The sequence below is a fragment of the Azomonas macrocytogenes genome (assembly GCF_014191985.1).
GTDB classification, from domain to species: domain Bacteria; phylum Pseudomonadota; class Gammaproteobacteria; order Pseudomonadales; family Pseudomonadaceae; genus Azomonas; species Azomonas macrocytogenes.
Genome location: NZ_JACHXI010000014.1, coordinates 1 through 23987 on the forward strand (window position 1 = coordinate 1; position 23987 = coordinate 23987).

At 61.3% G+C, this 23987-nt stretch carries 20 protein-coding genes, 4 pseudogenes and 1 riboswitch; of the genes and pseudogenes, 5 read left to right on the plus strand and 19 right to left on the minus strand.

The window, feature by feature from the left end; translation table 11 throughout:
- Positions 1 to 271 precede the first annotated feature (271 nt).
- Positions 272 to 863, minus strand: a pseudogene (locus tag FHR87_RS12915) (transposase); the annotation flags it as partial.
- Here FHR87_RS12915 and FHR87_RS12925 point away from each other — a divergent pair.
- Positions 841 to 1598 (plus strand): annotated as a pseudogene (locus tag FHR87_RS12925) (IS630 family transposase). The pseudogenes FHR87_RS12915 and FHR87_RS12925 sit on opposite strands and share 23 nt — an antisense overlap.
- A 12-nt stretch (positions 1599 to 1610) precedes the next feature.
- On the opposite strand, the gene FHR87_RS12930 reads toward FHR87_RS12925, so the two are convergent.
- Entirely contained in the window at positions 1611 to 3428 is a 1818-nt protein-coding gene (locus FHR87_RS12930) for an ABC transporter ATP-binding protein/permease (RefSeq protein ID WP_183167148.1), read from the minus strand.
- Between the two features lie 199 nt (positions 3429 to 3627).
- Positions 3628 to 4818, minus strand: a complete 1191-nt coding sequence (locus FHR87_RS12935) for an N-acetylmuramoyl-L-alanine amidase (protein ID WP_183167149.1) — start codon at positions 4816 to 4818, stop codon at positions 3628 to 3630.
- A gap of 114 nt (positions 4819 to 4932) precedes the next feature.
- On the opposite strand from FHR87_RS12935, the pseudogene FHR87_RS19255 reads away from it, so the two are divergent.
- Positions 4933 to 5184, plus strand: a pseudogene (locus FHR87_RS19255) (IS4 family transposase); the annotation flags it as partial.
- A 156-nt stretch (positions 5185 to 5340) separates the two neighbouring features.
- Here FHR87_RS19255 and FHR87_RS12940 read toward each other — a convergent pair.
- The 15 genes from FHR87_RS12940 to btuB form a co-directional block, all read right to left on the minus strand.
- Positions 5341 to 5817, minus strand: coding sequence for an Hsp20 family protein (locus FHR87_RS12940; RefSeq protein ID WP_183167150.1), 477 nt, complete (start codon positions 5815 to 5817; stop codon positions 5341 to 5343).
- Between the two features lie 173 nt (positions 5818 to 5990).
- Positions 5991 to 6377 (minus strand): septal ring lytic transglycosylase RlpA family protein, encoded by a 387-nt coding sequence (locus FHR87_RS12945; RefSeq protein ID WP_183167151.1) that lies wholly within the window; start codon positions 6375 to 6377, stop codon positions 5991 to 5993.
- A gap of 252 nt (positions 6378 to 6629) precedes the next feature.
- On the minus strand, positions 6630 to 7358 hold the full coding sequence (locus tag FHR87_RS12950) for an adenosylcobinamide-GDP ribazoletransferase (RefSeq protein ID WP_183167152.1): 729 nt from the start codon (positions 7356 to 7358) through the stop codon (positions 6630 to 6632).
- A complete protein-coding gene (locus FHR87_RS12955; protein ID WP_183167153.1) occupies positions 7343 to 7936 on the minus strand; it encodes a histidine phosphatase family protein in 594 nt (197 codons plus the stop codon). Before FHR87_RS12955 ends, FHR87_RS12950 begins: the two co-directional genes overlap by 16 nt.
- Positions 7933 to 8991 carry a nicotinate-nucleotide--dimethylbenzimidazole phosphoribosyltransferase gene (gene cobT, locus FHR87_RS12960; RefSeq protein ID WP_183167154.1) on the minus strand — a complete coding sequence of 353 codons (1059 nt, stop codon included), beginning with the start codon at positions 8989 to 8991 and terminating at the stop codon, positions 7933 to 7935. The genes FHR87_RS12955 and cobT overlap by 4 nt, the downstream gene beginning before the upstream one ends.
- Complete coding sequence (gene cobU, locus FHR87_RS12965) at positions 8988 to 9509, minus strand: bifunctional adenosylcobinamide kinase/adenosylcobinamide-phosphate guanylyltransferase (protein WP_183167155.1); 522 nt, start codon at positions 9507 to 9509, stop codon at positions 8988 to 8990. Before cobU ends, cobT begins: the two co-directional genes overlap by 4 nt.
- Before the next feature lie 43 nt (positions 9510 to 9552).
- The gene (locus tag FHR87_RS12970; protein ID WP_183167156.1) at positions 9553 to 11004 is read right to left on the minus strand and encodes a cobyric acid synthase; all 1452 of its coding nucleotides are present in this window, start codon (positions 11002 to 11004) and stop codon (positions 9553 to 9555) included.
- On the minus strand, positions 11001 to 11987 hold the full coding sequence (cobD, locus tag FHR87_RS12975) for a threonine-phosphate decarboxylase CobD (protein WP_183167157.1): 987 nt from the start codon (positions 11985 to 11987) through the stop codon (positions 11001 to 11003). The genes FHR87_RS12970 and cobD overlap by 4 nt, the downstream gene beginning before the upstream one ends.
- The gene (gene cbiB, locus FHR87_RS12980; protein ID WP_183167235.1) at positions 11980 to 12897 is read right to left on the minus strand and encodes an adenosylcobinamide-phosphate synthase CbiB; all 918 of its coding nucleotides are present in this window, start codon (positions 12895 to 12897) and stop codon (positions 11980 to 11982) included. The genes cobD and cbiB overlap by 8 nt, the downstream gene beginning before the upstream one ends.
- Entirely contained in the window at positions 12897 to 13541 is a 645-nt protein-coding gene (bluB, locus tag FHR87_RS12985; protein WP_183167158.1) for a 5,6-dimethylbenzimidazole synthase, read from the minus strand. The genes cbiB and bluB overlap by 1 nt, the downstream gene beginning before the upstream one ends.
- Complete coding sequence (locus FHR87_RS12990; protein WP_183167159.1) at positions 13538 to 14833, minus strand: cobyrinic acid a,c-diamide synthase CobB; 1296 nt, start codon at positions 14831 to 14833, stop codon at positions 13538 to 13540. The genes bluB and FHR87_RS12990 overlap by 4 nt, the downstream gene beginning before the upstream one ends.
- 205 nt (positions 14834 to 15038) lie before the next feature.
- A complete protein-coding gene (locus FHR87_RS12995; protein ID WP_183167160.1) occupies positions 15039 to 15347 on the minus strand; it encodes a hypothetical protein in 309 nt (102 codons plus the stop codon).
- A gap of 1017 nt (positions 15348 to 16364) precedes the next feature.
- Positions 16365 to 16973, minus strand: a complete 609-nt coding sequence (gene cobO / locus FHR87_RS13000) for a cob(I)yrinic acid a,c-diamide adenosyltransferase (RefSeq protein WP_338021251.1) — start codon at positions 16971 to 16973, stop codon at positions 16365 to 16367.
- Positions 16970 to 17542, minus strand: a complete 573-nt coding sequence (locus FHR87_RS13005; protein WP_183167161.1) for a hypothetical protein — start codon at positions 17540 to 17542, stop codon at positions 16970 to 16972. Before FHR87_RS13005 ends, cobO begins: the two co-directional genes overlap by 4 nt.
- A 25-nt stretch (positions 17543 to 17567) precedes the next feature.
- Positions 17568 to 19448 (minus strand): TonB-dependent vitamin B12 receptor, encoded by a 1881-nt coding sequence (gene btuB, locus FHR87_RS13010; protein WP_183167162.1) that lies wholly within the window; start codon positions 19446 to 19448, stop codon positions 17568 to 17570.
- 81 nt (positions 19449 to 19529) lie between these two features.
- Positions 19530 to 19755: riboswitch (cobalamin riboswitch) on the minus strand.
- A 265-nt stretch (positions 19756 to 20020) separates the two neighbouring features.
- Here btuB and FHR87_RS13015 point away from each other — a divergent pair.
- Positions 20021 to 21307, plus strand: a complete 1287-nt coding sequence (locus tag FHR87_RS13015; RefSeq protein WP_183167163.1) for an acid phosphatase — start codon at positions 20021 to 20023, stop codon at positions 21305 to 21307.
- 52 nt (positions 21308 to 21359) lie between these two features.
- Here the strand turns inward: FHR87_RS13015 and FHR87_RS19260 are convergent.
- Positions 21360 to 21464, minus strand: a pseudogene (locus FHR87_RS19260) (CDP-alcohol phosphatidyltransferase family protein); the annotation flags it as partial.
- 233 nt (positions 21465 to 21697) lie between these two features.
- On the opposite strand from FHR87_RS19260, the gene rfaH reads away from it, so the two are divergent.
- Positions 21698 to 22228 carry a transcription/translation regulatory transformer protein RfaH gene (gene rfaH / locus FHR87_RS13020; protein WP_183167164.1) on the plus strand — a complete coding sequence of 177 codons (531 nt, stop codon included), beginning with the start codon at positions 21698 to 21700 and terminating at the stop codon, positions 22226 to 22228.
- A 306-nt stretch (positions 22229 to 22534) separates the two neighbouring features.
- Entirely contained in the window at positions 22535 to 23899 is a 1365-nt protein-coding gene (locus tag FHR87_RS13025; protein WP_183167165.1) for a UDP-glucose dehydrogenase family protein, read from the plus strand.
- The last annotated feature ends 88 nt before the right edge of the window (positions 23900 to 23987 follow it).

The window sequence follows — 23987 nt, forward strand, 5'->3', positions numbered from 1 at the left end:
TCGGTGTAGCGACGACGGGTAATACGTTGCATGGGAACCTCCAGGTTGCGATCAAAGTATCGCTTCCTGGCGTCCGCTCTGGTGGGGCAGGTTCAAACTGCTGGGAAGCATGGGATTCGGCTCTCCAATGGAATCGGGGGCTGTCGCGACAGACTGTCGCTTAAGGGTAATCCCGAGCAGCCCTTCGATTCAGTGAGCTATTCCCCGATTTCGCCCTTGCCGGCAGGGCGTGAGTCCTATAAGCGCTTTTTCACTCTTAAAGGCATGCCTTTCAACGTCTTTTCCCCGCGCCCTTGATGACCCGATCGGTGGAAACATGGGAGCTGGCAATGGAGTCACTGACATAGCCGGCGTTAGGTCGCCCAGTCTTGGGCCCACGTTTGCTGGTGGTCAACTGCTTGGGACTGAGGCGGGCGGCCAGCGCCAGCAAGCGTTGCAGCAGGCGTTGCGGATCAGAGTCGGCACAGGGCAGATGCTCGGGCGGCACGCTCGCGATCATGCCCTCATAGGTGCTGTTGATCTCCACCGTGAGGTGGTAGGTGGACACATCACTTGCGGATGCGTTGTCCGATGGGTCTGCTCGATCACGGCCTTGAGCAGCGACAGCACGTTTATACGCCAGCACCGCCACGGCAAAGCCCAGCAGGGCCGCGCGCGGATGGCCCAGCGTCTTGGATCTCACTGTGCAACAGCGACTCCAGCCGCCCGAACAGGCCCTCGATGCGCCAGCGTTTGCGATATAGCCGCGCGATGGTGGCCGCGTCGATGGCCGCCGGCAGGTTGCTCCACAGGGCCATGATCTGGTCGCCCGATTCGGTGGGCCTAGTGAGCTGGATTTCGATGCGCCGCCAGGGCGGCGCCCGGCCAGCAGCCCCTTTTCTCTTGAACCCCGGTGATGTCGATAAGCTGCAAGGCTGGCTGCGCATGGGGTCGCTGCCTCAGCGCATCGGCCAGCGAGCCAGAATTCTGTTGCTGCTGGCCAATAGCCTCACGCCCAAGGAGATCAGCGAGCAGTTGCACGTCTGCGCGCCAGTGATCTTCAAATGGTGCAAGCGCTATCAGAAGGCTGGCCTTGAGGGACTGAGTGATCTGCGGCGCAGCGGAGCACCGCGCAAGCTCGACGCGGCGAAGATCAAGGAAATCCTGACGCTGACGACCCAGCGGATGCCGCGCGAGGCTACCCATTGGAGCCTGCGATTGATGATCAGATACGCTGGGGTCAGCATCTGGCAAGTCGCACAGGTGTGGGCGGCTGCCGATCTTAAGCCACACCGGTTGAAAACCTTCAAGATCAGTAACGATCCGCACTTTGCAGACAAAGTGGTCGATGTCGTCGGGCTGTACTTGAATCCGCCCGACAACCCAGCGCCTCATGGCTGAACGCCGTGGAGGGCTGGTTCGCTCAGCTGGAAAGACGGGCGCTTTATCGTGACGCCTTCAACAGCGTGACTGATCTGAGAGCGGCTATTCGTCGGTTCATTGAGGCTCATAACGAACATTCGGCCAAGCCGTTCCGCTGGAACAAAACGGCTGAGTCGATTATCGGTTCAGTGCATCGAGCAAAGCTGGCAGTTATTCGGAATGAGTTATTGGATTAACCAGACAGGCCACTAGGTGCGCTCCTCAACAGTCGTGTGCTGCTCCGTCAGCCTCCATGTGCCTTGTGCCTCCAGGTCCAGGCGGTGAGTGTGGAAGTTGGCCAAGGTGGCGCGGTGGCCGACGCTGACCAACATGGTGTCGCCCATCGCGTTGCGCAGCAGGGAGTAGAGGGCGTGCTCCAGACCTTCGTCCATGGCTGAGGTAGATTCGTCGAGAAAGACGATCTGCGGCCGGTTGAACAGCACTCTGGCGAAGGCCAGGCGCTGCTGCTCGCCGATTGAGAGGATGCGCGACCAGTCGTTGGGCAGGTCCAGCCGGTCCACTAGGTGGGCCAGGTTGACCTGGCGCAGCGCCTGCTGCAGACGCGGCTCGTCATCCGGCCCGCTGGCGGCGGGATAGGCGATGGCGGTGCGCAGGTCGCCCAGGGGCAGGTAGGGGCGCTGAGAAAGGAACAGCGCCGCGGTGCCGCCGGGACGTTGTACCTCGCCCTCGGCGTAGGGCCAGAGGCCGGCCAGGGCGCGTAGCAGGGTGGTCTTGCCGCTGCCCGAAGGGCCCTTGATCAGCAGCGCCTGCCCCGGTTTCAGGCTAAGGTTGAGATTCCTCAGCAGTCGGTGGCCGTCGGGGCGCAGTACCTGCATGTCGCGAATTTCCAGGGTCTGGTCGTGGTCAACCCGGCTCACTCGCGGTAGCTCGTGGGCCTGGCGGTTGGCGTCGAGGAAACCGGTGAGGCGGTCGAGGGTGGCACGGTACTGGGCGAAGGTATCGTAGGAGGAGCGGAAGAACGACAGCGAGTCCTGCACCTGGCCGAAGGCCTGGGAGGTCTGCATCACATCGCCCAGCTTGATGGCGCCGCTGAAGAAGCGCGGCGCCTGGAGGATGAAGGGAAAGACCACCGCCACCTGGCTGACGGCGAGGTTGAAGCCATCGAACTTCAGGCCTCGGAAAACCAGCGCCCAGACGTTGCTGATCAGCGCGGCGAAGCGGCCCAGCAGGGTGTTCCGCTCGATCGCGGTACCTTGGTAGAAGGCTACGTTCTCCGCGTATTCGCGCAGGCGCATCAGTGCATAGCGGAAGTTCGCGGTGAGCTTCTCGTTGAGGAAGTTTAGGCGGATCAGTGGGCGGCCGAGGCGGAAGGCGATCCAGGTGGCGATGATCACGTAAATGTACACCGCGAACACCATGGCCCGGGGGATCTCCACACTGGCGACTTGCAACGGCGCCGAGAGCCCCCAGAGAATGGCAGTGAAGGCCACCAGCGAAACCAGTGCGCTGACTGCACCGAGGACGAGGCTTACCGAGCCGGTGACGAAGGAATTCACATCCAACTCGATGCGTTGGTCGGGGTTGTCCACCGGCTCGTCGAGGAACTGCCCGCGGTAGTAAGCGTCGCCTTCCATCCAGTCGCGGGTCAGGCGGTCGGTGAGCCAGATCCTCCAGCGGATACTGAACGCCTGGGTCAGGTAGTAGTTGAACAGCGCGCGCAACACATGGATGGTGGCTAGCACCGCGAACACCCCGAGCAGGTACCAGAAGACCTTCTGATCCAGCTCCTGCAGGGCGCTGTAGAAGCCGTTGTACCAGAACGAGAAGAGCACGTTCATGCGTACTGAGAACAGCGCCAGCACCAGCAGCAGGGCGAACACCAGCAGCGGATGCCAGCTGTGCTTCGGGCTGAGGTAGGAGCCGGCGATCTGCCAGAATTGGCTACCCCAGCGGGTGAAGCGTACCGCCAGGACCGCCGCGGCGGCGCAGGACGCGAGGGTAATGAGCGATGCGCCGGCGAGCCAGTGCAGGCTATCTTGCAACGCCTGATGCCAATCCATTTCCATGATGATTATTCGGGGGCCGTGTGAGGGGTGATTTGTCCAGGGTGTCGAGTGTCGTGCTCGATGGCGGATCGACTGGCTAGAGGCTTAGGTGGGGGCGCTGGACCTAGCGTCGGAGCCACGATAGTAGCATCGCGTCTGGGCTTGCTCATGCTGTGTTGGTTCACCGTTCGACTTCCGGTTGGGGGAAGCCATGACGGTTTCAAACGCTTTGGCTCTCCTTCATTTTTGCCAAGAGTGTGCCCTGTGGTGGTCTGGTCCTGAAGTGCTGATGCAGGCCCTCGAAGATAGCGTTGGCCACTTTCTGTTGATGACGTGGGTCAACCAGCTTCTTGCAGTCACCCGTGTTGGACATGAAACCAGTTTCCACTAGCACCGAGGGGATATCCGGTGACTTGAGGACAGCGAAACCGGCCTGTTCGACGCGTTTCTGGTGCGAGCCGGCAACGCTCTGCAGGCTACTGAGGATGTTCTTGCCGAGGTCGAGGCTGGTGGATATGGTTGCCGTCATCGACATGTCCAGGATGACTCCTGCAAGCACCGGGTCCTTGCCTTTTAGGGACAGCAAGTGCTGTGAGCCGAGTAAGTCGACGCGATTCTCACGCTCCGCAAGCCAGCGTGCTGTGGTTGAAGTAGCACCGCCTTGCGATAGAGCAAAAACCGATGCTCCGGATGCGCTACGGCGTGGCGCAGCATCAGCATGTACGGAGATGAACATGTCGGCATTGTAGCGACGGGCCACCTCGACACGCTTGCGCAGAGGTACGAAAACGTCTCCGTTGCGCACCTGGCGGGCCCTGAATCCACGCTGGTCATTGACCTTCTTCACCAGCAGGCGGGCAATGGCCTGCGCCACCACTTTTTCCTGCTCGCCTTTAAGACCTACTGCACCGGGATCCTTGCCGCCATGACCGGCGTCGATCACCACGACGATATCCCGTTGCCCGCTGCTGGCAGGAGAGGCGGGGACGACGAGATCGGCCAAGAGCGATGGTGTGCGCGGTTGGAAGTCCAGCACCAGGCGATGCCCTTTCCCTTCGGAAGGTGACAATAGAAAGCTGGTCATCTGGACGGGAGTGTTCAGATCGAACACCAGTCGTGTATTGGCTTCCTGCGACCCGCTACGCACTGACCGAATAGGGCTGTGAGCGAGTGGTAGTTCAGCGAGGTTGGTGTTCAGGCGTGTGTTATCCAGATCAACGATCACCCGCTGTGGCGCGGCCAGTTCGAAGGTCTGGTGCTTGACCGGGCCACTGAGATCCAACACCAGACGCAGCCTGTCGGAGCTGCGCCAACCCCGGACGCTAATGATTTGCTGGACTGCGTGAGCAGGGCCGGAAAAAGGCAATGCAAGGCCGACAAACAAGAGCCTCAGCAAATGACGTCGGTGCATGGGGCGGCTCCATCATTGGAAGAAAATGGATTACTATATATTTGTTATAACATAACATTTATCTTGTCCGGCCATAACTTATGTGATCTTGTGTAGGCGCCTTAAGTGAGGGGCAAGCAATTGGAGTCGCTGCTGCACAGCGAGATCCAAGGCGCTGGGCCATCCGCGCGCGGCCCTGCTGGGCTTTGCCGTGGCGGTGCTGGCGTATAACGTGCTGTCGCTGCTCAAGGCCGTGATCGAGCAGACCCATCGGACAACGCATCCGCAAGTGATGTGTCCACCTACCACCTCACGGTGGAGATCAACAGCACCTACGAGGGCATGATCGCGAGCGTGCCGCCCGAGCATCGTAAACTCGCACGCGAGCCCGGTCCGCTTCCTCAGCCATTTTCGCCTTGTCTGGCCTTAGCTCGCGATACTTTGAACAGGCTCTTAGACCAGTCCGCTGGCGAGACATTGTGGTCATCGCATTGACGCAGAAAGGGGCGCCATGCGCCCCTTCTGTATAAGTGCTCCGTTCATTCATTGTCGGGATTGCGTTGGCTCGTCAGTTGCCAGAGCCAGTTTTTCCTCTTCGTCGCTGTTGATCTGAATTTGCCTTGGTTTGGCTTCTTCCGGCACGACCTGTTCAAGGTCGATATGCAGCAGTCCATTGACCATTCCCGCATTGCGGACTTCGATATGGTCGGCCAGGCGGAACGAGAGCTTGAAAGCGCGCTGGGCGATACCTTGATGCAGGTAGGTCGCATCCTGCGTTTCGCTTTCCTGCCTGCTGCCGCTGACGGTGAGCACGCCGCGCTCGACCTCCAGGTTCAGATCCGCGCTATCGAAACCGGCTGCCGCAATCACGATACGGTACAGGTTATCGCCACGTTTCTCGACATTGTAGGGCGGGTAGGTACTGCCTGTCTCATTGCGCAGCGCGGATTCGAACAGATCATTGAACCGGTCGAAACCGATGGATTGGCGAAACAGTGGAGCCATGGAAAACGTGTTCATTTTCGATCTCCTGAATATCAGCGAGTTCAGTTATCGCGGGACCCAGATCTCGGCATCCCGTGTTTCATACATAGGGATGCTGCCAGGGGTTTCAAGAGAGAATTTTCCGGCCGGGAGACGGACGGTCATGGTTGCTCAAGCTGCAGGCGAGATGCTGCGGCCCTGAGAGATATTCAATCGATTCTCACGATTCGAACCGGGGCTGTGCCGTCTTCCAGCAGGTCGATTTTCTTCGCCGCTGCACGCGAGAGGTCGATGATCCGGCCTCGTTTGAAGGGGCCGCGGTCATTGATGCGCACGGTTACGGCCTTGTTGTTTTGCAGGTTGGTCACCTGCACTTTGCTGCCGAGAGGGAGCGTTTTGTGGGCCGCGACCAGCTTGTTGTTATTGAAGATTTCACCGCTGGCCGTTTCTTGGCCATGGAGGTTGCGAGCGTAGTAGGAGGCCTCGCCTCGCTGTCGGAATACGGATTTTTCACTGGCCAGTGCGTCCGGGTGGACAGTGCAACCGATCATCAGGACAAACAGGGCAGGGATGTTCAGCCATTTATTGATTCGCATGCTTCAATCCTCTTCACTACCATTGCCGTGGACGCGGGAAGATCGATTCGAATAGGTGTTTGCTGTCGCTTTTATCTGCTGTCTTCCGGCGTGCATTGATTTTTGGAGCTTTTTTTCCAGCGTATTGTTCACTCAAACGCTGGTGCGGTTCTTTCAGGATATTGCAAGGGGGCGAAGTTTGCGGTTTTTGGCGATTGATCGCCACCTATTCGTGTTTTCGGGGTCGTGGCGAGGATGCGGAATGTCGTGCATTTATAGCGTCCAGCTCACCAATACTGCGCATTCCAGCAGTTCCACCAGCGCGCCGGCGGTGTCGCCGGTCGTACCGCCCAGGCGTGACAGCAGGCTGCGCCGGATGAGCAGGAACACCAGGCTGGCGACCAGCAGCGACTTCAGGCCCTGTCCGCCAGCGGCCAGCAGCACGCCAACGGCGGTTACCAGCAGGATGAGCACGGCACTTCGGCGCGGCAGGTGTTCGGCCAGCGCCTGGCCGAGGCCTCCGGGACGGACGTAGGGTGTCCCGGCAAATAACGCTGGAAGCGCCGCGCGGCCCAGTAATGGAACGACCAGCAGGGCCTGGAGCTGGCCGGCTTCGAGCAGTGCCACGAGCGCCGCGAACTTGAGCAGCAGAACCAGCAGCAGCACCACCACGGCGATGGGACCGCTGCGTGGATCCTGCATGATGGCGAGGGTCCGTTCGCGATCTCCCAGGCCGCCCAGCCAGGCGTCGGCGCTGTCGGCCAGACCATCCAGATGCAGCGCGCCGCTCAGGGCTACCCACAAGGTCAGCAGCAGAGCGGCCTGCAGCAAGGTCGGCGTGCCATGGAGCAGCAGGGCCGTCAGCCACAAAAGATTTCCCAGCAGCAGGCCGACCAGCGGGTAATATAGCAGTGAACGGCCAATATCCCGGGGTTCCGGCAGGCCGGGTAGCTGGACTGGCAGGCTGGTAAGAAATTGCAGGGCGATCAGGAAGGGGTACATGGGCATTCTTCCAGATGCAGCACCTCTTGCAGGCTGACGTGCAGCCGGAACAGCGCGGCGTGTTTGACCTCCACCTGCAACAGGCAGTGGCGTTGCAACTGGCGGGCGCGGGCGAGCAGCAGGCGAATCACTCCGGCATGAGTGACCAGCAGCAGGTGTTCACCGGCGTGTTGCGCGGCCAGCCGCTGGAGCGCGCCGAGTACGCGGGCCTCGAAGGCCGATAGCGGTTCGCCCTGTGGCGGCGTGAAACTGTAGGGATCGCTCCAGAAATGCCCCAGCTCGATACTATGGGTCTCCATCAGCGCGGCAGGCGTGAGGCCTTCCCAGGCACCGAATTCCAGTTCGCGCAGATTTCGCTCCAGGCTCAGCGGCAGCTGTCTTTGCTCGGCCAATTCGGCGGCGAAGGCAGCGCAGCGTTGCAGGGGCGAGCTGATAATCCGTGTCCAGGGGGCATGATTATTCACGGCTGCGCGTAGCTGAGCCCAACCGATGGCGCTCAACGGGTCATCCAGGCTACCGCGAAAACCGGGAGCGGTGCCGGTATCGCCGTGGCGCAGCAAGTCCAAGGTCAGGCTCATCTCGGGCGCTCCGAAACCGCGGCTTCGGCAAAGGTGGCCATGCCGTTGTGCAGGGCGCAGGCCTGCCGGAGCAGCGGTACTGCCAGCGCCGCGCCGCTGCCTTCGCCCAGGCGCAGGTCGAGATCCAGCAACGGCTCGGCTGCCAGCCGGCTCAGTACCGCCTGATGACCGAGTTCGGCGGAGCGGTGGGCGAAGATCAGCCAGGGGCGACACGTGGGGTTGAGCTGCACGGCGCAAAGCGCGGCCACGCTGCAGATGAAGCCATCGACTAAGGCTGGCACCCCGTGTTGGGCGCAAGCGAGATAGGCACCGGCGAGCGCCGCCAGTTCGAAGCCGCCGAGTCGGCGCAGGGTTTCCAGGACGTCGCGGCAGTGGGCTTGATGTAACGTCAAGGCCCGTTCGATCACCTGTGCCTTGTGCTGCACGCCCTGCATATCGAGCCCGGTGCCGGGACCGCTCAGGCCCTGCGGCGGCAGTTCCAGCAGCACGCAGGCGAGCGCGCTGGCGGCCGTGGTATTGCCGATGCCCATCTCGCCGCCGATGTAGAGCTGGGTGTTGGCTGCCAGCGCGCGCGCGACGCTGGCGCGACCGGCTGCCAGCGCCTGTTGGCACTGCGCGGGTGTCATGGCCGGTTCGTGGGTGAAGTTGGCCGTGCCGGCGCCGAGCTTCAGGTGCTGCACGCCCGGCAGTTGCAGCGGCGTCACGGTGCCGAGATCGATTACCTCCAGGGTGGCGCCCAGTTGCCGTGCCAGTACGCTGATTGCCGCGCCGCCGCGTACAAAGTTACGCAGCATTTCGCCGGTTACCGCCTGCGGATAGGCCGAGACGCCTTCTGCCACTACGCCATGATCGCCCGCGAAGACGGCGATCCAGGTGCGATCGACGGTCGGTGTGGCTGAATCTTGCAAGCTGGCCAGGCGGATGGCGAGTGCTTCCAGGCGGCCCAGCGCGCCACGGGGTTTGGTCAATTCATCCTGGCGTGCTTGCGCCGCTTGCCGTGTTTGTTCGTTCGGCAGGCGGCAGGATGTTTGCCACCAGTCATTCGGTGCGCTCATGACCGTTCCCCCTTGAGCAGCAGCGGCAAACCCGCCACGGTCAAGGTGACGCGCCCGGCCTGTGCGGCGATGGCCTGATGCAGCCAGCCGGCTTCGTCGACGTAGCGGCGGGTCAGCTCGCCCAGCGGCACGACGCCCAACCCCGTCTCGTTGCTGACCAGAATGATGTGTCCCGGCAGTTCGGCCAGCGCATCGAGCAGGGCCGCACGCTCGTCATCCAGGCGCTGCGGGTCGTCCAGCATCAGCAAGTTGCTCAGCCAGAGGGTCAGGCAATCCACCAGCAGGCAGTGTGCGTGGCTGGCGTGTTCACGCAGGACGCGCGCCAGTGCCATGGGCTCTTCCACCAGCGCCCAGGTGGCCGGGCGCCGGGCACGGTGGGTCGCGATGCGCGTCTGCATTTCTGCATCCAGCGGCTGGCTGGTGGCGATATAGGTGACGGCCAGGCCACTTTCCTTGGCCAACTGTTCCGCCAGCCGGCTCTTGCCGGAGCGGGCGCCGCCCAGAATCAGTTCGATCATCTTCAGTTCTACTCGTTGGTGTCTGGTCCGGCAGGCCGGAAAATCAAAGGCCGCAAAGCTGCCGCAAGCGTTCGGTATCCAGATGTTGCTCGACCAGATCGGCCAGTCGTTCGATATCCCGTTCGCGCAGGGCGCCGTAGTCGAAGGGCTGCACGTTCTGCAAGCCGGCCCAGCGCAGCAAGGCACTGCAGGCGGCGGGGGTTTCGAACAGGCCGTGCAGGTAGGTGCCCAAAATCTGGCCGTCCGCGCTCTGCGCACCGTCCTGGCGGCCGTCCGCCAAGTGTACGGCGGCACGTCGCAGCGCCGGCCCTTGGCTGACGCCCGCATGGATTTCATAGCCGGTCACTGCCGCCTGTTCCAGGCAGAGCTGTCCGCTGACGTTGCGTAGCTGCTTTTGCGCGGCCAGTTCGGTCGAGAAATCCAGCCAGCCAAAGCCGGTGCTGCTGCCGGCCGGACCTTCAAGGCCCAGTGGGTCGCTGATGCGAGTACCGAGCATTTGCAGCCCGCCGCAGATCCCCAGTAGCTTGCCGCCATAGCGCAGATGCTGCTGGATCGCCGCTTCCCAGCCGTGCTCGCGCAGCCGGGCGAGATCGGCGCGCACGCTTTTCGAGCCGGGTAGGATGATCAGGTCGGCCGGAGGAATGCTCTGGCCCGGGCTGACGAAATGCAGATCCACCTGTGGATGCATGCGCAAGGGATCGAAGTCGGTGTGGTTGCTGATGCGCGGCAGTACCGGGACGATGACCTTGAGCCGCTGCCCGTCCTTGGCGCTCTGGCGGACGTCGATGGCATCCTCGGCGTCCAGATGCAGGTCCAGCAGATAGGGCAGCACGCCCAGCACGGGTTTGCCGGTGCGTTGCTCCAGCCAGTCCAGCCCCGGTTGCAGCAGGGCGATATCGCCGCGAAAGCGGTTGATGATGAAGCCCTGTACCCGCGCCTGCTCGCTTGCCGAGAGCAGTGCCAGGGTGCCGACCAGATGAGCGAACACACCGCCCTTGTCGATATCGGCGATCAGCAGCACCGGGCAGTCCACCGTCTCGGCGAAGCCCATGTTGGCGATATCGTTCTCACGCAGATTGATTTCGGCGGGCGAGCCAGCGCCTTCCACCATCACCACCGCGAACGCCGCACTGAGCCGTTGATGCGATTGCAGCACGGCGTCGCGAGCCACGCGCTTGTAGTCGTGATAACGGCGCGCATCCATATTGCCCCGCGCCTGGCCATGGATAATCACCTGGGCACCCACATCGGTGTTGGGCTTGAGCAGTACCGGGTTCATGTCGGTATGCGGGGCGAGACCGGCCGCTTGCGCCTGCAGGGCCTGGGAGCGGCCGATTTCGCCGCCATCGACGGTGACCGCACTGTTCAACGCCATGTTCTGCGGCTTGAACGGCACCACGCGCACGCCCTGGCGCGCCAGCCAGCGGCACAGGGCGGTGACCAGTGTGCTTTTGCCGGCATCGGAAGTGGTGCCTTGCACCATCAGGGTGGTCATGCCGCTTTCCAGCCGGTAAGCGCCTGCTCCAGACGCGCCCAGCCTGCGACATCGGGCGGCAGGCCGAGGCGCAGGCTGGATGGTGCGTGGAACAGGCGGGTGAGAATGCCCTGGCGGGCCAGCGTGGCATGCAGCTCGGCTGCCTGGGGATGGCGCAGCCACTGGAACAGGGCGCAGCCGCCCGCCGGTGGCAGAGCATGTTGGGTCAGCAGGTCCGCGAGGCGCTGACCGTCGCTGTGCAAGCGTTCACGCTGCCGGTGTTGACCCACGGCATCTTGCAACTGGGCACAGGCAATCACGCGCGTCGGGCCGGCAATGGGCCAGGGACCGAGTTGTTCGTTCAGGGCTTCGAGCAGGCTTTTTTCGCCCAGCACGAAGCCGAGGCGCGCGCCCGCCATGCCGAAGAATTTGCCGAAGGAGCGCAGCACGATCAGGCCGGGCAGACCGGTTTGCCTTGCCAGGCTGGCTTGCGGTGTGCAGTCCATGAAGGCTTCATCGACGATCAGCCAGCCACCGCGCCGAGCGAGCCACGCTTGCCATTCCAATAGCCGTTCGGGAGCAAGCAAGCGGCCGCTGGGATTATTCGGGTTGACCACGAGCAGCACGTCCAACGTGTCCAGCGCTGCGGGCAGGTTCTGTTCATCGAGTTGAATCAATTCATGCCCCGCACGCTGCCAAGCCTGTGCATGTTCGGCGTAGCAGGGTGCCAGGATGCCGACCCGTGACGGGGCGCGCAGCCGCGGCAGTGCCTGGATCGCCGTCTGCGAACCGGCCACCGGCAGCAGCGAAGCGGCGTTGTAATAGGAACGGGCAGCGGCTTCCAGTTCATCGTCCGGCTCCGGCAGGCGCGCCCAGGCCGTCAGGGGAATGTCCGGCAACGCCAGGCTGTAGGGCGCAATGCCGGTGGACAGATCGAGCCAGTCCGCCCGCGTGATCCCGTAGCGCCGCGCCGCCTGGTGCAGGCGTCCGCCATGTTCAAGCATGCAGGATGCTCCCGGCGAGGGCGATCAGCAGCCACAGGCCGACCCCCTTGTGGACCAGACGCAGGGCCCGGCCGATATCGCGTGCGGTGGGCGCCAGTCCGTCGCCCAGCAGTGGACGTTCATGCCGTTCGCCATGGTAGATCGCCGGACCGCCGAGGCTTACCCCCAGCGCGCCGGCCCCGGCTGCCATCACCGGGCCGGCGTTGGGGCTGTCCCACAAGGGTGCCTGCCGGCGCCAGCAATGCAGGGCCAGACGAGGGCGGCGACCGAGCAGGACATAGGTCAGGGCGGTCAGGCGGGCCGGAATATAATTGAGCGCATCGTCGAGTCGCGCCGCCGCCCAGCCAAAGCGCTCGAAACGCGGCGTGCGATAGCCCCACATGGCATCCAGGGTATTGGCCAGGCGGTGCAGCACCACGCCCGGCGCGCCGGCCACGGCGAACCAGAACAGGCTGGCGAACACCGCGTCGGCGCCGTTTTCCAGGGTGGATTCGGTCGCCGCGCGCGCCACGCCGGCCGCATCCAGCTCGCGAGTGTCGCGGCTGACCAGACGGCCGACGCGCAGCCGCGCTTGCGGCAGATCGTTCTGGCGTAGCGCCTGGGCCACCGGCCGCACATGCTCGTCCAGACTGTGCAGGCCGAGCGCGGCGTAGAGCAGGAGAATTTCCCAGAGCCAGCCAAGGTACGGCACCTGGCTTGCCAGCCAGGCGAGAAAAGTCAACGGCAGGACGGCGAGACACCAGCAGAGGAGGCCGTACAGGCGGGCCGCCGACTGTGCGGGGGCGCGATTGCCACGCCGCTCGAGGGCATTTGCCAGCCGGCCGAAAGCGACCAATGGATGTCCGCGCTGTGGTTCGCCAAGCACGGCATCGAGCGCCACGCCAGCGCAGAGAATCAGACCTAGGGTGATCATGTTTTCCAGTGATCCTCGAATAACAGGTCGCCCAGCGGGCGCGGGCGAATCCAGCCTTCCAGCTCCAGCATCGGCGCCGGATAGAAGCCATCGACCGGGCCCAGGCAAAGGATCGCCAGTGGCTTGGCACCGGGCGGCATCTGCAGGAGCTCGGCCAGCGCGATGGGATCGAACAGCGAGACCCAGCCCAGGCCAAGCCCTTCGGCGCGAGCGGCCAGCCAGAGGTTCTGGATGGCGCAGGACAACGAGGCGACGTCCATTTCCGGCAGGGTGCGCCGGCCGAAGATGTGTTGTTCGCGGCCATCCATCAGCGCGGCGACCAGCAGTTCGGCACAGTCGTGGATGCCCTGCACCTTCAGCCGCATGAATTCTTCACGCCGCTCACCCAAAGCGTCGGCGGTCTGGCAGCGTTCTTCTTCTACCAGTGCATGAATGCTGGCGCGCAGCTCGGGCGCGCGGATGCGGATGAAGCGCCAGGGTTGCATGAGGCCGACGCTGGGGGCCTGATGCGCCGCTTCCAGCAGGCGGGCGAGCAGTTCCGGCGCGACGTCGCCCCCCGAGAAGTGGCGCATGTCGCGGCGCTCGGCGATGGCCCGGTAGACCGCTGCCCGTTCTTCGGCACTGAAGGCGCGATCGTTCATGGTGCGAGCAAGGCGGCCGCCGCCTGGGGGTTGGCGGGCAGATAGAGATGGATATAGGTGGCGGTCAGCCGGCCCTGGCGGTAGACAGCCTCGGCCGTGCCCCGGCCATTGGGGCATTCGGCCCGGGCCAGCGGCTGCAGCCCGGTTTCCAGGCGCGAATGATGGAAGGTATGGCCGCGCAGGCGACCTTCGGGCAGTTCCACTGCTTGCAGCGCCAGCGCAGTGAGGCGCGGCTGCATGCAGGCTTCGCCGGGCAGCAAGCCGAGTAATTCCGTGCGTTGGCCCTGGTGATCGGTCAGCGCATCGAGCAAGTAGAGCATGCCGCCGCATTCGGCAAGAATCGGTTTATTGGCCGCGTGGTGCGCGCGAATCGCCTGAGCCAGCGGCTGGTTGGCCGCCAGTTCGGGCAGATGCAATTCCGGGTAGCCGCCCGGTAGATAAAGGCTGTCCACGGCTGGCAGGCACGGGTCTCGCAACGGCGAGAAGAAATGCAGGCTGGTGCCGAGGCTGCGTAGCAAATCCAGATTGGCCTGATAGAGAAAGGCGAAGGCGGCGTCCCGCGCCACACCGATACGCAAGCCTTGCAACGGCGTATTCGCTGGCGTTGGCACGGGGGCATCGAATTGCACCATTGCCGGCAGGCGCGCATCGGCACTGCTCGCCAGGGCGTCGGCCGCCCGATCCAGGCGTTGTTCGAGATCGGCCAGTTCCTGCGCCTGAACCAGGCCCAGGTGGCGGCTGGGCAGTTCGATCTCGGCGCTGCGCGGCAGGCTGCCATACCAGGGCAGCGTCGGCGGCAGGCTCTCGCGCAAGAGTTCGGCATGGCGGCTGCCGCCGGTACGGTTGGCCAGCACCCCGGCGAACGGCAGCCCCTCCTGGAAGGTTGCCAGGCCGTGGGCCAGAGCGGCGAAGGTCTGGGCCATGGCCGAGGTGTCGATCACCGCCAGTACCGGCACACCGAAATGCCGGGCGAGATCGGCGGCAGACGGTGCGCCATCGAACAGTCCCATTACCCCTTCGATCAGGATCAAATCGGCTGCAGCAGCGGCTTCCCACAAGAGGCGGCGGGATTCCTCGACACCGACCATCCACAGATCCACCTGATACACCGGCTGACCGGAGGCGCAGGCGAGCAGCATCGGATCGAGGAAGTCCGGCCCGCACTTGAATACCCGTACCCGCTTGCCCTGCCGGGCATGCAGGCGCGCCAGGGCGGCGGTGACCGTGGTCTTGCCCTGGCCGGAGGCCGGTGCGGCGATCAGCAGGGCGGGGCAAGAGCGAGGGGCAGTCATGGATGAGACTCTTGGGGTAGGGTGAGTAATCGACTGTGCCATCTTGTATTAGTGCGGCTAACTAAGCACCAATTGATCGATAAAATCCTAGCAAAATATTCTTTCTTGGACTTGGTTAAATTAAAAGTTTCTCACGACTTAGTGTTGTTTAATGTGCTAACTATTAAGAAATAATAAGATTGGTTTTCATGGTAAAATATTCGAATTAGTAAAGCCAGTAGCTTTCAGATAGACATGAGTTATAAAATTTTTCCCTTATTTTATCTGGAGTAAGACTTTTATATTCATGGAACATTTTTTCTATCATTTGCCCGCTTCTTATACTGCCCACTGTCAATTGAGCTACTGATGACTCTGGTATTCCTTCATCTCTCATAATGGCCGCACTCTGCATCATTTCTGCTTTGCTTTTACAATTATCCGGTGTATTAGTAATTCCGTTTTCATTAAAAGACATTATTTGGCATGCTTGCAGACTAATTATTCCTAGAGTTATAGTAAATTTAATTTTCATACGATTCGTTTGTGTTGGTTAAAGATAACAGAATCTCATGCATTACATACAATTTTGAGCTGACCCTTTCATCAATACAGAGGCATGGATCTGGCGTCCGTCTTTATCTGGTTGGCGTATTCGTACAATTAATCGAGATACAAATAGCAGTCCTGATTGGTGCAGAAAACATCTGTCAATTATCGCTCCATTAGATGGTATAAGGCGGCCTTATCAAATAATGACAACCCAGAGCGGAGTAGCATGGTACTTTCCTTGTTCAATGCTAAAGTACGCAAAAAAATTTAGTAAAATTGTAGTCTGCTCCTAATTTTTACTTAAGTCATTTTGTTTCCCGATGCATCACTAGTTACTACGAATATCTCGATCAAGGCCCATAGAGTAAAAACTATAAGAGCGATTAGAGAAAAGGCTGAATAGAATCCAGTTGTTGCGTCAAGGAAAAAAACTACCATCAGAACCCCGAATTTTATACCTCCTAAAAGATAGTATCCTGCGTAAAAATTATGAAACCCTAGTCCGCCAAAAAGTATTCCGAGGATTATATATATGCCTCGGCTTTTTGATAAATGTACTAATGACGTTGAGTTTATAGGCGCTGAGTTGTTGGTGGTTTGTGAAGACGCTACTGCGATCAGACTTGGTTGGGAAATTGGACAGCCACAAGATGGACAGCTCGCGGCTTTATCTGAAACTTGCGTTGAACATTCAGGACATTTTATAAGGGCCATTTCATTTCCTTGAGAGGTACTGCTGTTAAAATATTAATTTTTTAGAAGGGCGTTCTCAAGGAGTAAATACAACAGTTTATACTGCACTTGCTCCTTGAGAACGTCCACTTTTGTTAGGAGGGTTACGCCAATCCCTAGAATGATGTCTGTAGGAGAGCTTTTTGGTTACTTTTTCTTGTGCACACAAGAAAAAGTGAGTCGCTGTGCGCTGTGCAAGGCGAAACCTGTTGCCTACCTCCCGGAAAGTGCACCGATCTAGCCCCACACCCCATCACACAAAAAAATATCAAAATTCGATTCCCGCCTGCGCCTTCACTCCCGCCTGAAAAGCATGCTTGATCAACTGCATGTCGGTCACGGTATCCGCTGCGTCGAGCAGGCCGGGCAGGGCGCCGCGACCTGTGACGATGACATGTTGGCGGCGCGGACGGGCCTGGATATCGGCCAGGACGTCGTCCAGGGTCAGGTAACCGTGTTTCAGCGCGATATTGAGTTCGTCGAGCAGCACCAGGGCGATGTCCTCGCGTCCGAGCAATTCGCGCGCCACGGCCCAGGCTTCACGTGCCTTGGCGATATCGCGTTGGCGATCCTGGGTTTCCCAGGTAAACCCCTCGCCCATCACGTGGTAGCTCACGAGGTCGGGAAAGCGGCGGAAAAACACTTCTTCGCCGGTCGTGGCGGCACCCTTGATGAATTGCACCACGCCGGCTTTCAGGCCGTGCCCCAAGGTGCGGGCGAGCATGCCGAAAGCGGCGCTGCTCTTGCCCTTGCCGTTGCCGGTATGCACCAGTAACAGGCCATGTTCGTCCTGCGCCTGGGCGATGCGTGCGTCGATCACGGCCTTCTTGCGCTGCATGCGCGCCAGATGCCGGATATCGCGGCCCGCATCGGTCACGCGCGAAAGCCGTGACGTTGCTGGATGCTGCTCCAGATGCGGATGCTGATGTAGACCAGCGTGGCCAGACCGACATAAAACGCCAGGCTGCCCAGATAGCCCGGATAGTAAGTGGCGATGCGCTCGCCCAGCATGGCCAGGGTCGGTTCGGGATAGCGGCCGGAGAAGAACAGGAAGCCACCGCCGGAGAACAGGTAGCAGATGAAGGCGCTGACGCTCATGCAGACGACCAGCGTCGCCAGGCTGCTTGGCTGGTCACGATGCCATTTGCCATAGAGCCGGCCACCCAGCCACAGCGAACCATAGGCCGGCACCAGCATCCAGTAGGCCGGTGATACGCACCAGTCGCTGACGCCTTGCCAGTGGATGGCGGCAAAATCGAGCAGCGAGGCCTCGATGAACAGGGCCGGGAACACCCAGCGCGGCGCGAGCAGCAGGCCGGCGAGGAAGAATACCGCCCAGGACGCGCCCGGCAGGTTGATGCCGTCAAAGTGGTGGCCACGGCTAATGGCCATCAGCGCGGCGAGGGCGAGGCCGGCGCACAGCTGGCTGCGGGGGGAAAGGTTCATCGGTAAGCGTCTCCTGCACAATGCTTCAAAGGGCCTGGTAGCGTAGGGTCAGATACACCGCTTGCCCAGGCTGGTTGTAGCCGGCGGCGGTCTCGTAGTCTTTGTTGAACAGGTTAGCCACCCGCGCCTGCAGGCGCCAGCCCGGGCTGACATGATACTCGCCGCGCAGATCGAGGGTCGCGAATCCGGCCAGTCTGGTCTGGTTTTCCAGATCGTCATAGCTATGGTTCTGGGCATGCAGGGTGGCGCCGATATCGAAGGCGCCGAAGCTGCGGTCCAGGTCCAGATTGAGCATCTGCGACGGCCGCCGGTTCAGATCCTTGCCGTAATAGCGAATGCCGCCACGGCTGCTGCGCTTGGAGCGGTTTTCCGCATCCATGGCCGTGTAGTTGGCATTCCAGGCCCAGCCCCACAGTTCGCTGCCGAGCGTCAGTTCCAGTCCGCGGATACGCGCCTTGTCGACGCCTTCGCTCTGGCTGCGGCCGTTGACGGTAATGGTCGAGATCAGGTCGATGATCCGGGTGCGATAGAGATTGAGCGACCAGTGCCCCCAGTCGTGCTGACCGTTGAAGCCGGCTTCGATCGTGCGCGATTTTTCCGGCTTGAGATCGGGGTTGCCGAAGTTGGGGTAGTACAGCTGGTTGAACGTGGGGGCCTTGAAGGCCGTGCCCCAACTGAGGAAGGTGCGCACGCTGTCGGTCAGTGCATAGCCCCAGGCCGCACTGCCGGTCTTGTGGCTGCCGAACTCTTCGTCATCGTCATGCCGGGCGGCCAGTTGCAGGTCATGGCGGCCAAAACGGCCAACGTACTGGAGGAATGCGCCGTCGTCGGTGCGGCTATCTTCCCGGTAATTGGTGGAGCCATTGACCTCGTCGCGCTGGTGATCCGCGCCTAGGGTCAGGGTATGGCCTTCGGCGAGGGTGAAGTCGTTCTGCCAACTGATATGGTCGCGGCGGGTATCGAAGCGCGAATAGAATTTGCCGTCCTGGTAGGCGTCGGATTTGTCTTCGCTACGGCCAAACTGCAGGGTGGTCTGCCAGGGATCGAGCGGGGCGAAGCGAATCCGCCCGCTCACCAGATTCTGTTTGTTATCGGCATTGGCGTTCTTGCCGGTCTTGCCATACAACGAGTCGTAATCATTGTGCGCGCTGGTGCGCATCACGGTACCGTCGAGTTCCAGGCCATTGTCGAAACGGTAACCGGCGCGCAACGTGCCGCCCAGGTTGCGGTAGCCGTCGGCGTCGTTCTCGTAGCCGCTGGAGCCTGGGTCCTTCGCTTCGATGCCATCGGTATCCATGGCATTGAACGCCAGGGTGAACCAGCCGTGGCCGTTGCCGCCGCTGACGCCGCCGCTGGTTTCATAGGTATCGTGCGTGCCGTAGCCGGCGGCAAAGAACGGCTTCAAACCGCCATCCTGCGCGCCTTTGCGGGTGAAGATCTGGATGACGCCACCGATGGCTTCCGAGCCGTACAACGTCGAGCGCGGCCCGCGGACCACTTCGATCCGCTCGATCAGTTCCACTGGCAGGTCCTGATAGGCCGTCTGACCCGAGGTAATGGAGCCGACCTTGACCCCGTCGATCATGACCAATACGTGGTTGGAGTTGGTGCCGCGCATGAACAGTGAGGTGGTCTTGCCGGGCCCACCGGTGTTGGAGAGCGAAATACCCGGTACCTTTTTGAATACGTCGGTAAGCGACTGCGCCTGGCTGCGCTCGATCTCCTCACGGTCGATCACGGTCACGGCGGCCAGGCTCTTGCTGGCTTTTTCTTCCAGGCGCGAGGCGGTCACGATCTGCTCGTCGAGGTTGAGGGTGTCTTCGGCAGCTTGGCCGACAGGCGTGAAAAAAGGCGGTGCGCCCAGCAGCGCGAAGGCTGCCAGCCGGCTGGAAAAAGTACGATTCACAATGTTTGCTCCATCGCGCGCCCCGCGCGACAAGTAGGGCGAACGGCAGGCGCAGGGCCGGTTTCCTGGGGCCTGCTGCACTGCCAGCGATTGCTACAGGCCGGTCTCCGGGCTTACGAGTGGAATGCGCCATTCCCGTAACCACGCCTTCCCATGCGCAAGCGGCACAGTGGCTGTGTGTGGTTACTCGACTCGTTTACCGTTGCGGGGGCAGCGCCGGCCTTGCTGCGCGAGGATCGCGACAAGCGCACCGGCTTCCCAGTTTCACCCCCGGCGTGGCGGGGGCACCTGAAGCAAGGCGGGGAGGGTAGTGGCAGGCGGGGCGGGCGTCAATTTCCTTTTCTGAGAGGCTTCGATAAGTGTGATTCATGCTCACCGGCTGACTCAGGTCCACTACCGGGCAATCAGCGCCGATTGCCCGGGAGAGTCAGCAACGCCGGTACGTGGCAGAGGGGGTCTCCAGGGAGCGAGGCGGGCAAGGTGAGTCCAGAACTGTCACATCGTGTGGCTAAAATCCGCAGCGGATGCCGTATTTCAGGTGCCAGTCGGAAAATCCATTGAAGGATTCGCTCATGCATAGCAACAATTTTGTCAGTGCGCTGATCATCTCCAGCGTGCTTTTCGCCCCCGCTGCCTTTGCGCGTGGGCCGCTCGCGCCGGCACAGATAGCACCGCTTGCCGATACGGTTACTGCCGCCAATCCGGCAGACAGTTACCAGGCTCTTCTGGAGGCGGAACGCAAGGGGCTTGTGGCGGCGCTCGGCGCGGGTGCAGGTGGCACGATCACGCAGGACGCCATCGACAAGGCCAAGCAGGAGGTCCCCTTCGCGGATACCGGCTGGCTCAAGGCCAGCGGCTACGATTTCACCGTGAAGAACAATCAGGATGCAGGGATCAAGGTGCTGTCCTCCTTCATCACCCTGCCACGCTGGCAGCTCGAACGCAGCCTGATGACCGTGGCCGAGATCAACCACGGGGCCACGCCCGCACAGCAGCAGCATGCCATCGTCGATGCTCAGGGGCAGTCCTTCCTCTATTTCCTGCCCGAGGCGCTCGGCCCGCGGCTCGGCGCAGCTTTCCTGCGCGTGTATGAGATGGGTGAAATCGGCAAGGCCGTTGCGCTGATCAAGGCGAGCGAGATCAGCACCGGTGCCGCGAAGTCTTATTTCAACTATCCGCGCCCGTTCCTGATCGACGGCAATTCGATCGGCAAGGTGCCGGACAATTCGGTGGTACAGGATGGATCCCCGTATAAGGCCACCGGCGGGTCTTATCCGAGTGGCCATACCAACACCGGCTACACCGATGCGCTGTTGCTGGCCGAGATGCTGCCGGAGCGGTTCGTCCCGTTGCTGAATCGGGCGGCGGGCTACGGCTATTCGCGCGTCGTGCTCGGTGTGCATTATCCGCTCGACGTGATCGGTAGCCGCATGGTGGTGGAGCGCAACGTCGCGCATTTCCTTAACGATCCAGCCTACAAGACGCTGTTCGATACGGCGCGCGACGAGTTGCGCGCGGCGCTGGAAAAGGAATGCGGTGTCTCGATCACGGAATGCGCCAGGGTGACGGACTCCGCCTCGGACCCCTGGGCGACTCTGCAACTGCAGGATTTCTACCGCTTCACGATGACCTACGACCTGCCGCAGAGCGGCGCACCGGGCGTCGTGATGCAGGTGCCCGAGGGTGCGCAAGTTCTGCTGGGGACGCTGCTACCGAACCTGTCGGCGGAGCAGCGCAAGGATCTTCTTGCGCGCACGGCGATCGACTCGGGCTATCCGCTCGACTCCCAGGATGCGCAGTCCGGTTTCTGGCAGCGCATCGATCTGCACGCAGCGGCGCTCGCGGCCCATTCGAACTGATAAAAGGCAGGATCAGGGCACCATCGGAAATCACCTCGCGCCGTTCGTTCAGAAGAAGCCCTATCTGATGGACGGTCGCGCCAGCGCTGTACAGGCGCTGGATCAATGGGCGCAGCAGGCTCTGGAATCGTGATTTCAATGGGTAGATGGAGGGTATTTCGGTATCTGTGCGGCCATGGAACGGGTTGAATCGGAGTGGATGTCGATGCCAAAACGCCGGCTTTTCCAACTCGAATGGGCAAACGCCGGGAAATCGGTTTGTCCGAGCTTGCTCGAACTTATCCAAGCGAGACTGGTCTAGTGGAAGCCAGCCACCCTGTCGGCGCTGGCTAACTGGTCAATAAGTAGTAAAGAAACTTCTCGCGGCGATTCGCTGGCTAGGGACAAGCTATGAACAGGTATGAAGAATTGCCGGAAGAAGCCTGGTATCTGGTGCAGTGCAAGCCTCGCCAGGAGGCTCGGGCGCTGGAACACCTCGATCGCCAGGGCTTCGAATGCTTCTACCCATCCGTAGGGATCGAAACGACGCTCAAGGCTGGTAAGACCAGGCATCAGGAGCAGCCGCTGTTTCCCGGTTATCTATTTATTCATCTGGGCCTGCACGATAACTGGAGCACGCTGCGTTCCACGCGTGGCGTAAACCGGATCGTCGGTTTCTGCAATCGACCGTGCCGTGTCAACGACTCCATTATCGAGCACCTTCGGCAGCGCTGCGCCCTTGGCGGGAGCGCCGGTATAGCGCGCGATGATGAAAAAGGAATCCAGACCAAGGCCGGTCCGCTGGCCGAAATGGATGCGATCTTCCTATCCATGGATGGTGAAAAGCGGGTCATGCTGCTACTGAATATGCTCGACCGCGAGCAGCAAGCTCAGGTCCGCCTGGCCAGTTTGCGTGTGAACGGCGTGAAAAGCGCCGCGTAGTTGCTTCTACAAAAAAGCGCTTTGGCGCTCGCTGCAGCATGGTCCCGGACAGAGTATCCCGGGTTCGTAGGTTCTTGATTCGCTACAACTGGTTGCTGTCACCTACAGGGATGAATGAGGCCCCTGGGGCGGTAGCGTGCCTGGGCGGAGCATGCCGTTTCGCCATAGGGTTTTCGGCTGTTTCCGGAATATCCCGCAAGCCTTGCAGGCAAGCCATGGATAATAGTGCAGCGCACACCGGATAGCGCCGTTGGCGGACTCTCGCATGCAGTGCTGCCGAATTACGTTCGAATCAAGGATCCAGTCATGAATATTACTGTCGTCGGGACCGGCTATGTGGGGCTCGTCATGGGCGCGTGCATCGCGGAAATGGGCAACGTCGTTTTCTGTGTCGACATGGATTCGCGGAAAATCGAAACCCTGAAACAAGGCATTCTGCCGATTCATGAGCCGGGGCTGGAGAATATCGTCACCGAGAATCATGCTTGCGCACGCCTGCACTTCACCACGTCGCTGGCCGAGGCGATGGCCGACTCTGCCGTGATCTTCATTGCCGTGGGCACCCCGCCGGGAGAGGACGGTTCCGCCGATCTTGGCCATGTGCTGGAAGTGGCGCGCCAGATTGGCAGCCTGATGGACCGGCCGACGATGGTGGTGAACAAATCTACCGTGCCGGTGGGCAGCGCCGACCGGGTTCGTGCGGTCATCGAGCAACAGCTTCAGCAGCGCGCAGTGGACGTGGAATTCGATGTGGTGTCCAACCCGGAGTTTTTGAAAGAAGGCGCGGCGGTCAACGATTTCATGCAGCCCGATCGCGTCATCGTCGGGACCGACAGCGAACATGTCCGGCAGTTGATGACCGAGTTGTATGCCCCCTTCATGCGTAACCACCCGCGCATCCTGTTCATGGGGGTTCGCGATGCGGAAATGACCAAATACGCGGCTAACGCCATGCTGGCCACCAAGATTTCGTTCATGAACGAGATTGCCAGCCTCTGCGAGCGACTGGAAGTGGATGTCGAAAATGTGCGCCTGGGGATCGGTTCCGACCAGCGCATCGGCTACCACTTCATTTACGCCGGTTGCGGTTACGGCGGCTCTTGTTTCCCGAAAGACGTGAAAGCCTTGATTCGGATCGCCCAGCAGAGCGAGTTCGAGCCGCGGTTGCTGCAGGCAGTGGACGCGCGCAACGAGCTGCAAAAACAGTCACTGTTCGAAAAGCTTGTGGCTCGTTTTGGCAGCGATCTGAGCGACTGCACCTTCGCTGTCTGGGGGCTGGCGTTCAAGCCGGGCACCGACGATATGCGCGAAGCTCCCAGCGTGGCGCTGATTAACAGTCTGGTCGGTGCGGGCGCCAGGGTTCGGGCGTTCGATCCGGTTGCTGGCCAGGCCGCTCGGCGCGAATTTCCCGAACGCTGGTTCGCCGAGGAACGCCTGGCCATCGTCGAGGGTCAGTACGAGGCGACTATCGATGCCGATGCACTGGTGCTGGTCACGGAGTGGAAGCCTTTCCGGCATCCGGACTTCAAGGCGCTGAAACGCTTATTGAGAAATCCGCTGATTCTCGATGGCCGCAACCAGTACGACCCGGCCCAGGTCAGCCGTGAAGGTTTCGAATACTGCGGCATCGGTCGCAGAGCGATCCGGGCAGGGGAACAAAAGGTCTTGTAAAGGCAGGCGATACACCCGTTTTCCGGCCTGCCGGAAAACCGGCCGCTACTCGATAGCGCCAGGTCTGCTGGGCTGGTGCTATCGAGTA

Bases quoted from the DNA above. Each gene is read 5' to 3' on its own strand.
- FHR87_RS12930 (WP_183167148.1), bottom strand. From the start codon at position 3,428: ATGGAAATGGATTGGCATCAGGCGTTGCAAGATAGCCTGCACTGGCTC.
- FHR87_RS12935 (WP_183167149.1), bottom strand. From the start codon at position 4,818: ATGCACCGACGTCATTTGCTGAGGCTCTTGTTTGTCGGCCTTGCATTG.
- FHR87_RS12940 (WP_183167150.1), bottom strand. From the start codon at position 5,817: ATGAACACGTTTTCCATGGCTCCACTGTTTCGCCAATCCATCGGTTTC.
- FHR87_RS12945 (WP_183167151.1), bottom strand. From the start codon at position 6,377: ATGCGAATCAATAAATGGCTGAACATCCCTGCCCTGTTTGTCCTGATG.
- FHR87_RS12950 (WP_183167152.1), bottom strand. From the start codon at position 7,358: ATGTACCCCTTCCTGATCGCCCTGCAATTTCTTACCAGCCTGCCAGTC.
- FHR87_RS12955 (WP_183167153.1), bottom strand. From the start codon at position 7,936: ATGAGCCTGACCTTGGACTTGCTGCGCCACGGCGATACCGGCACCGCT.
- cobT (WP_183167154.1), bottom strand. From the start codon at position 8,991: ATGAGCGCACCGAATGACTGGTGGCAAACATCCTGCCGCCTGCCGAAC.
- cobU (WP_183167155.1), bottom strand. From the start codon at position 9,509: ATGATCGAACTGATTCTGGGCGGCGCCCGCTCCGGCAAGAGCCGGCTG.
- FHR87_RS12970 (WP_183167156.1), bottom strand. From the start codon at position 11,004: ATGACCACCCTGATGGTGCAAGGCACCACTTCCGATGCCGGCAAAAGC.
- cobD (WP_183167157.1), bottom strand. From the start codon at position 11,987: ATGCTTGAACATGGCGGACGCCTGCACCAGGCGGCGCGGCGCTACGGG.
- bluB (WP_183167158.1), bottom strand. From the start codon at position 13,541: ATGAACGATCGCGCCTTCAGTGCCGAAGAACGGGCAGCGGTCTACCGG.
- FHR87_RS12990 (WP_183167159.1), bottom strand. From the start codon at position 14,833: ATGACTGCCCCTCGCTCTTGCCCCGCCCTGCTGATCGCCGCACCGGCC.
- FHR87_RS12995 (WP_183167160.1), bottom strand. From the start codon at position 15,347: ATGAAAATTAAATTTACTATAACTCTAGGAATAATTAGTCTGCAAGCA.
- FHR87_RS13005 (WP_183167161.1), bottom strand. From the start codon at position 17,542: ATGAACCTTTCCCCCCGCAGCCAGCTGTGCGCCGGCCTCGCCCTCGCC.
- FHR87_RS13015 (WP_183167163.1), top strand. From the start codon at position 20,021: ATGCATAGCAACAATTTTGTCAGTGCGCTGATCATCTCCAGCGTGCTT.
- rfaH (WP_183167164.1), top strand. From the start codon at position 21,698: ATGAACAGGTATGAAGAATTGCCGGAAGAAGCCTGGTATCTGGTGCAG.
- FHR87_RS13025 (WP_183167165.1), top strand. From the start codon at position 22,535: ATGAATATTACTGTCGTCGGGACCGGCTATGTGGGGCTCGTCATGGGC.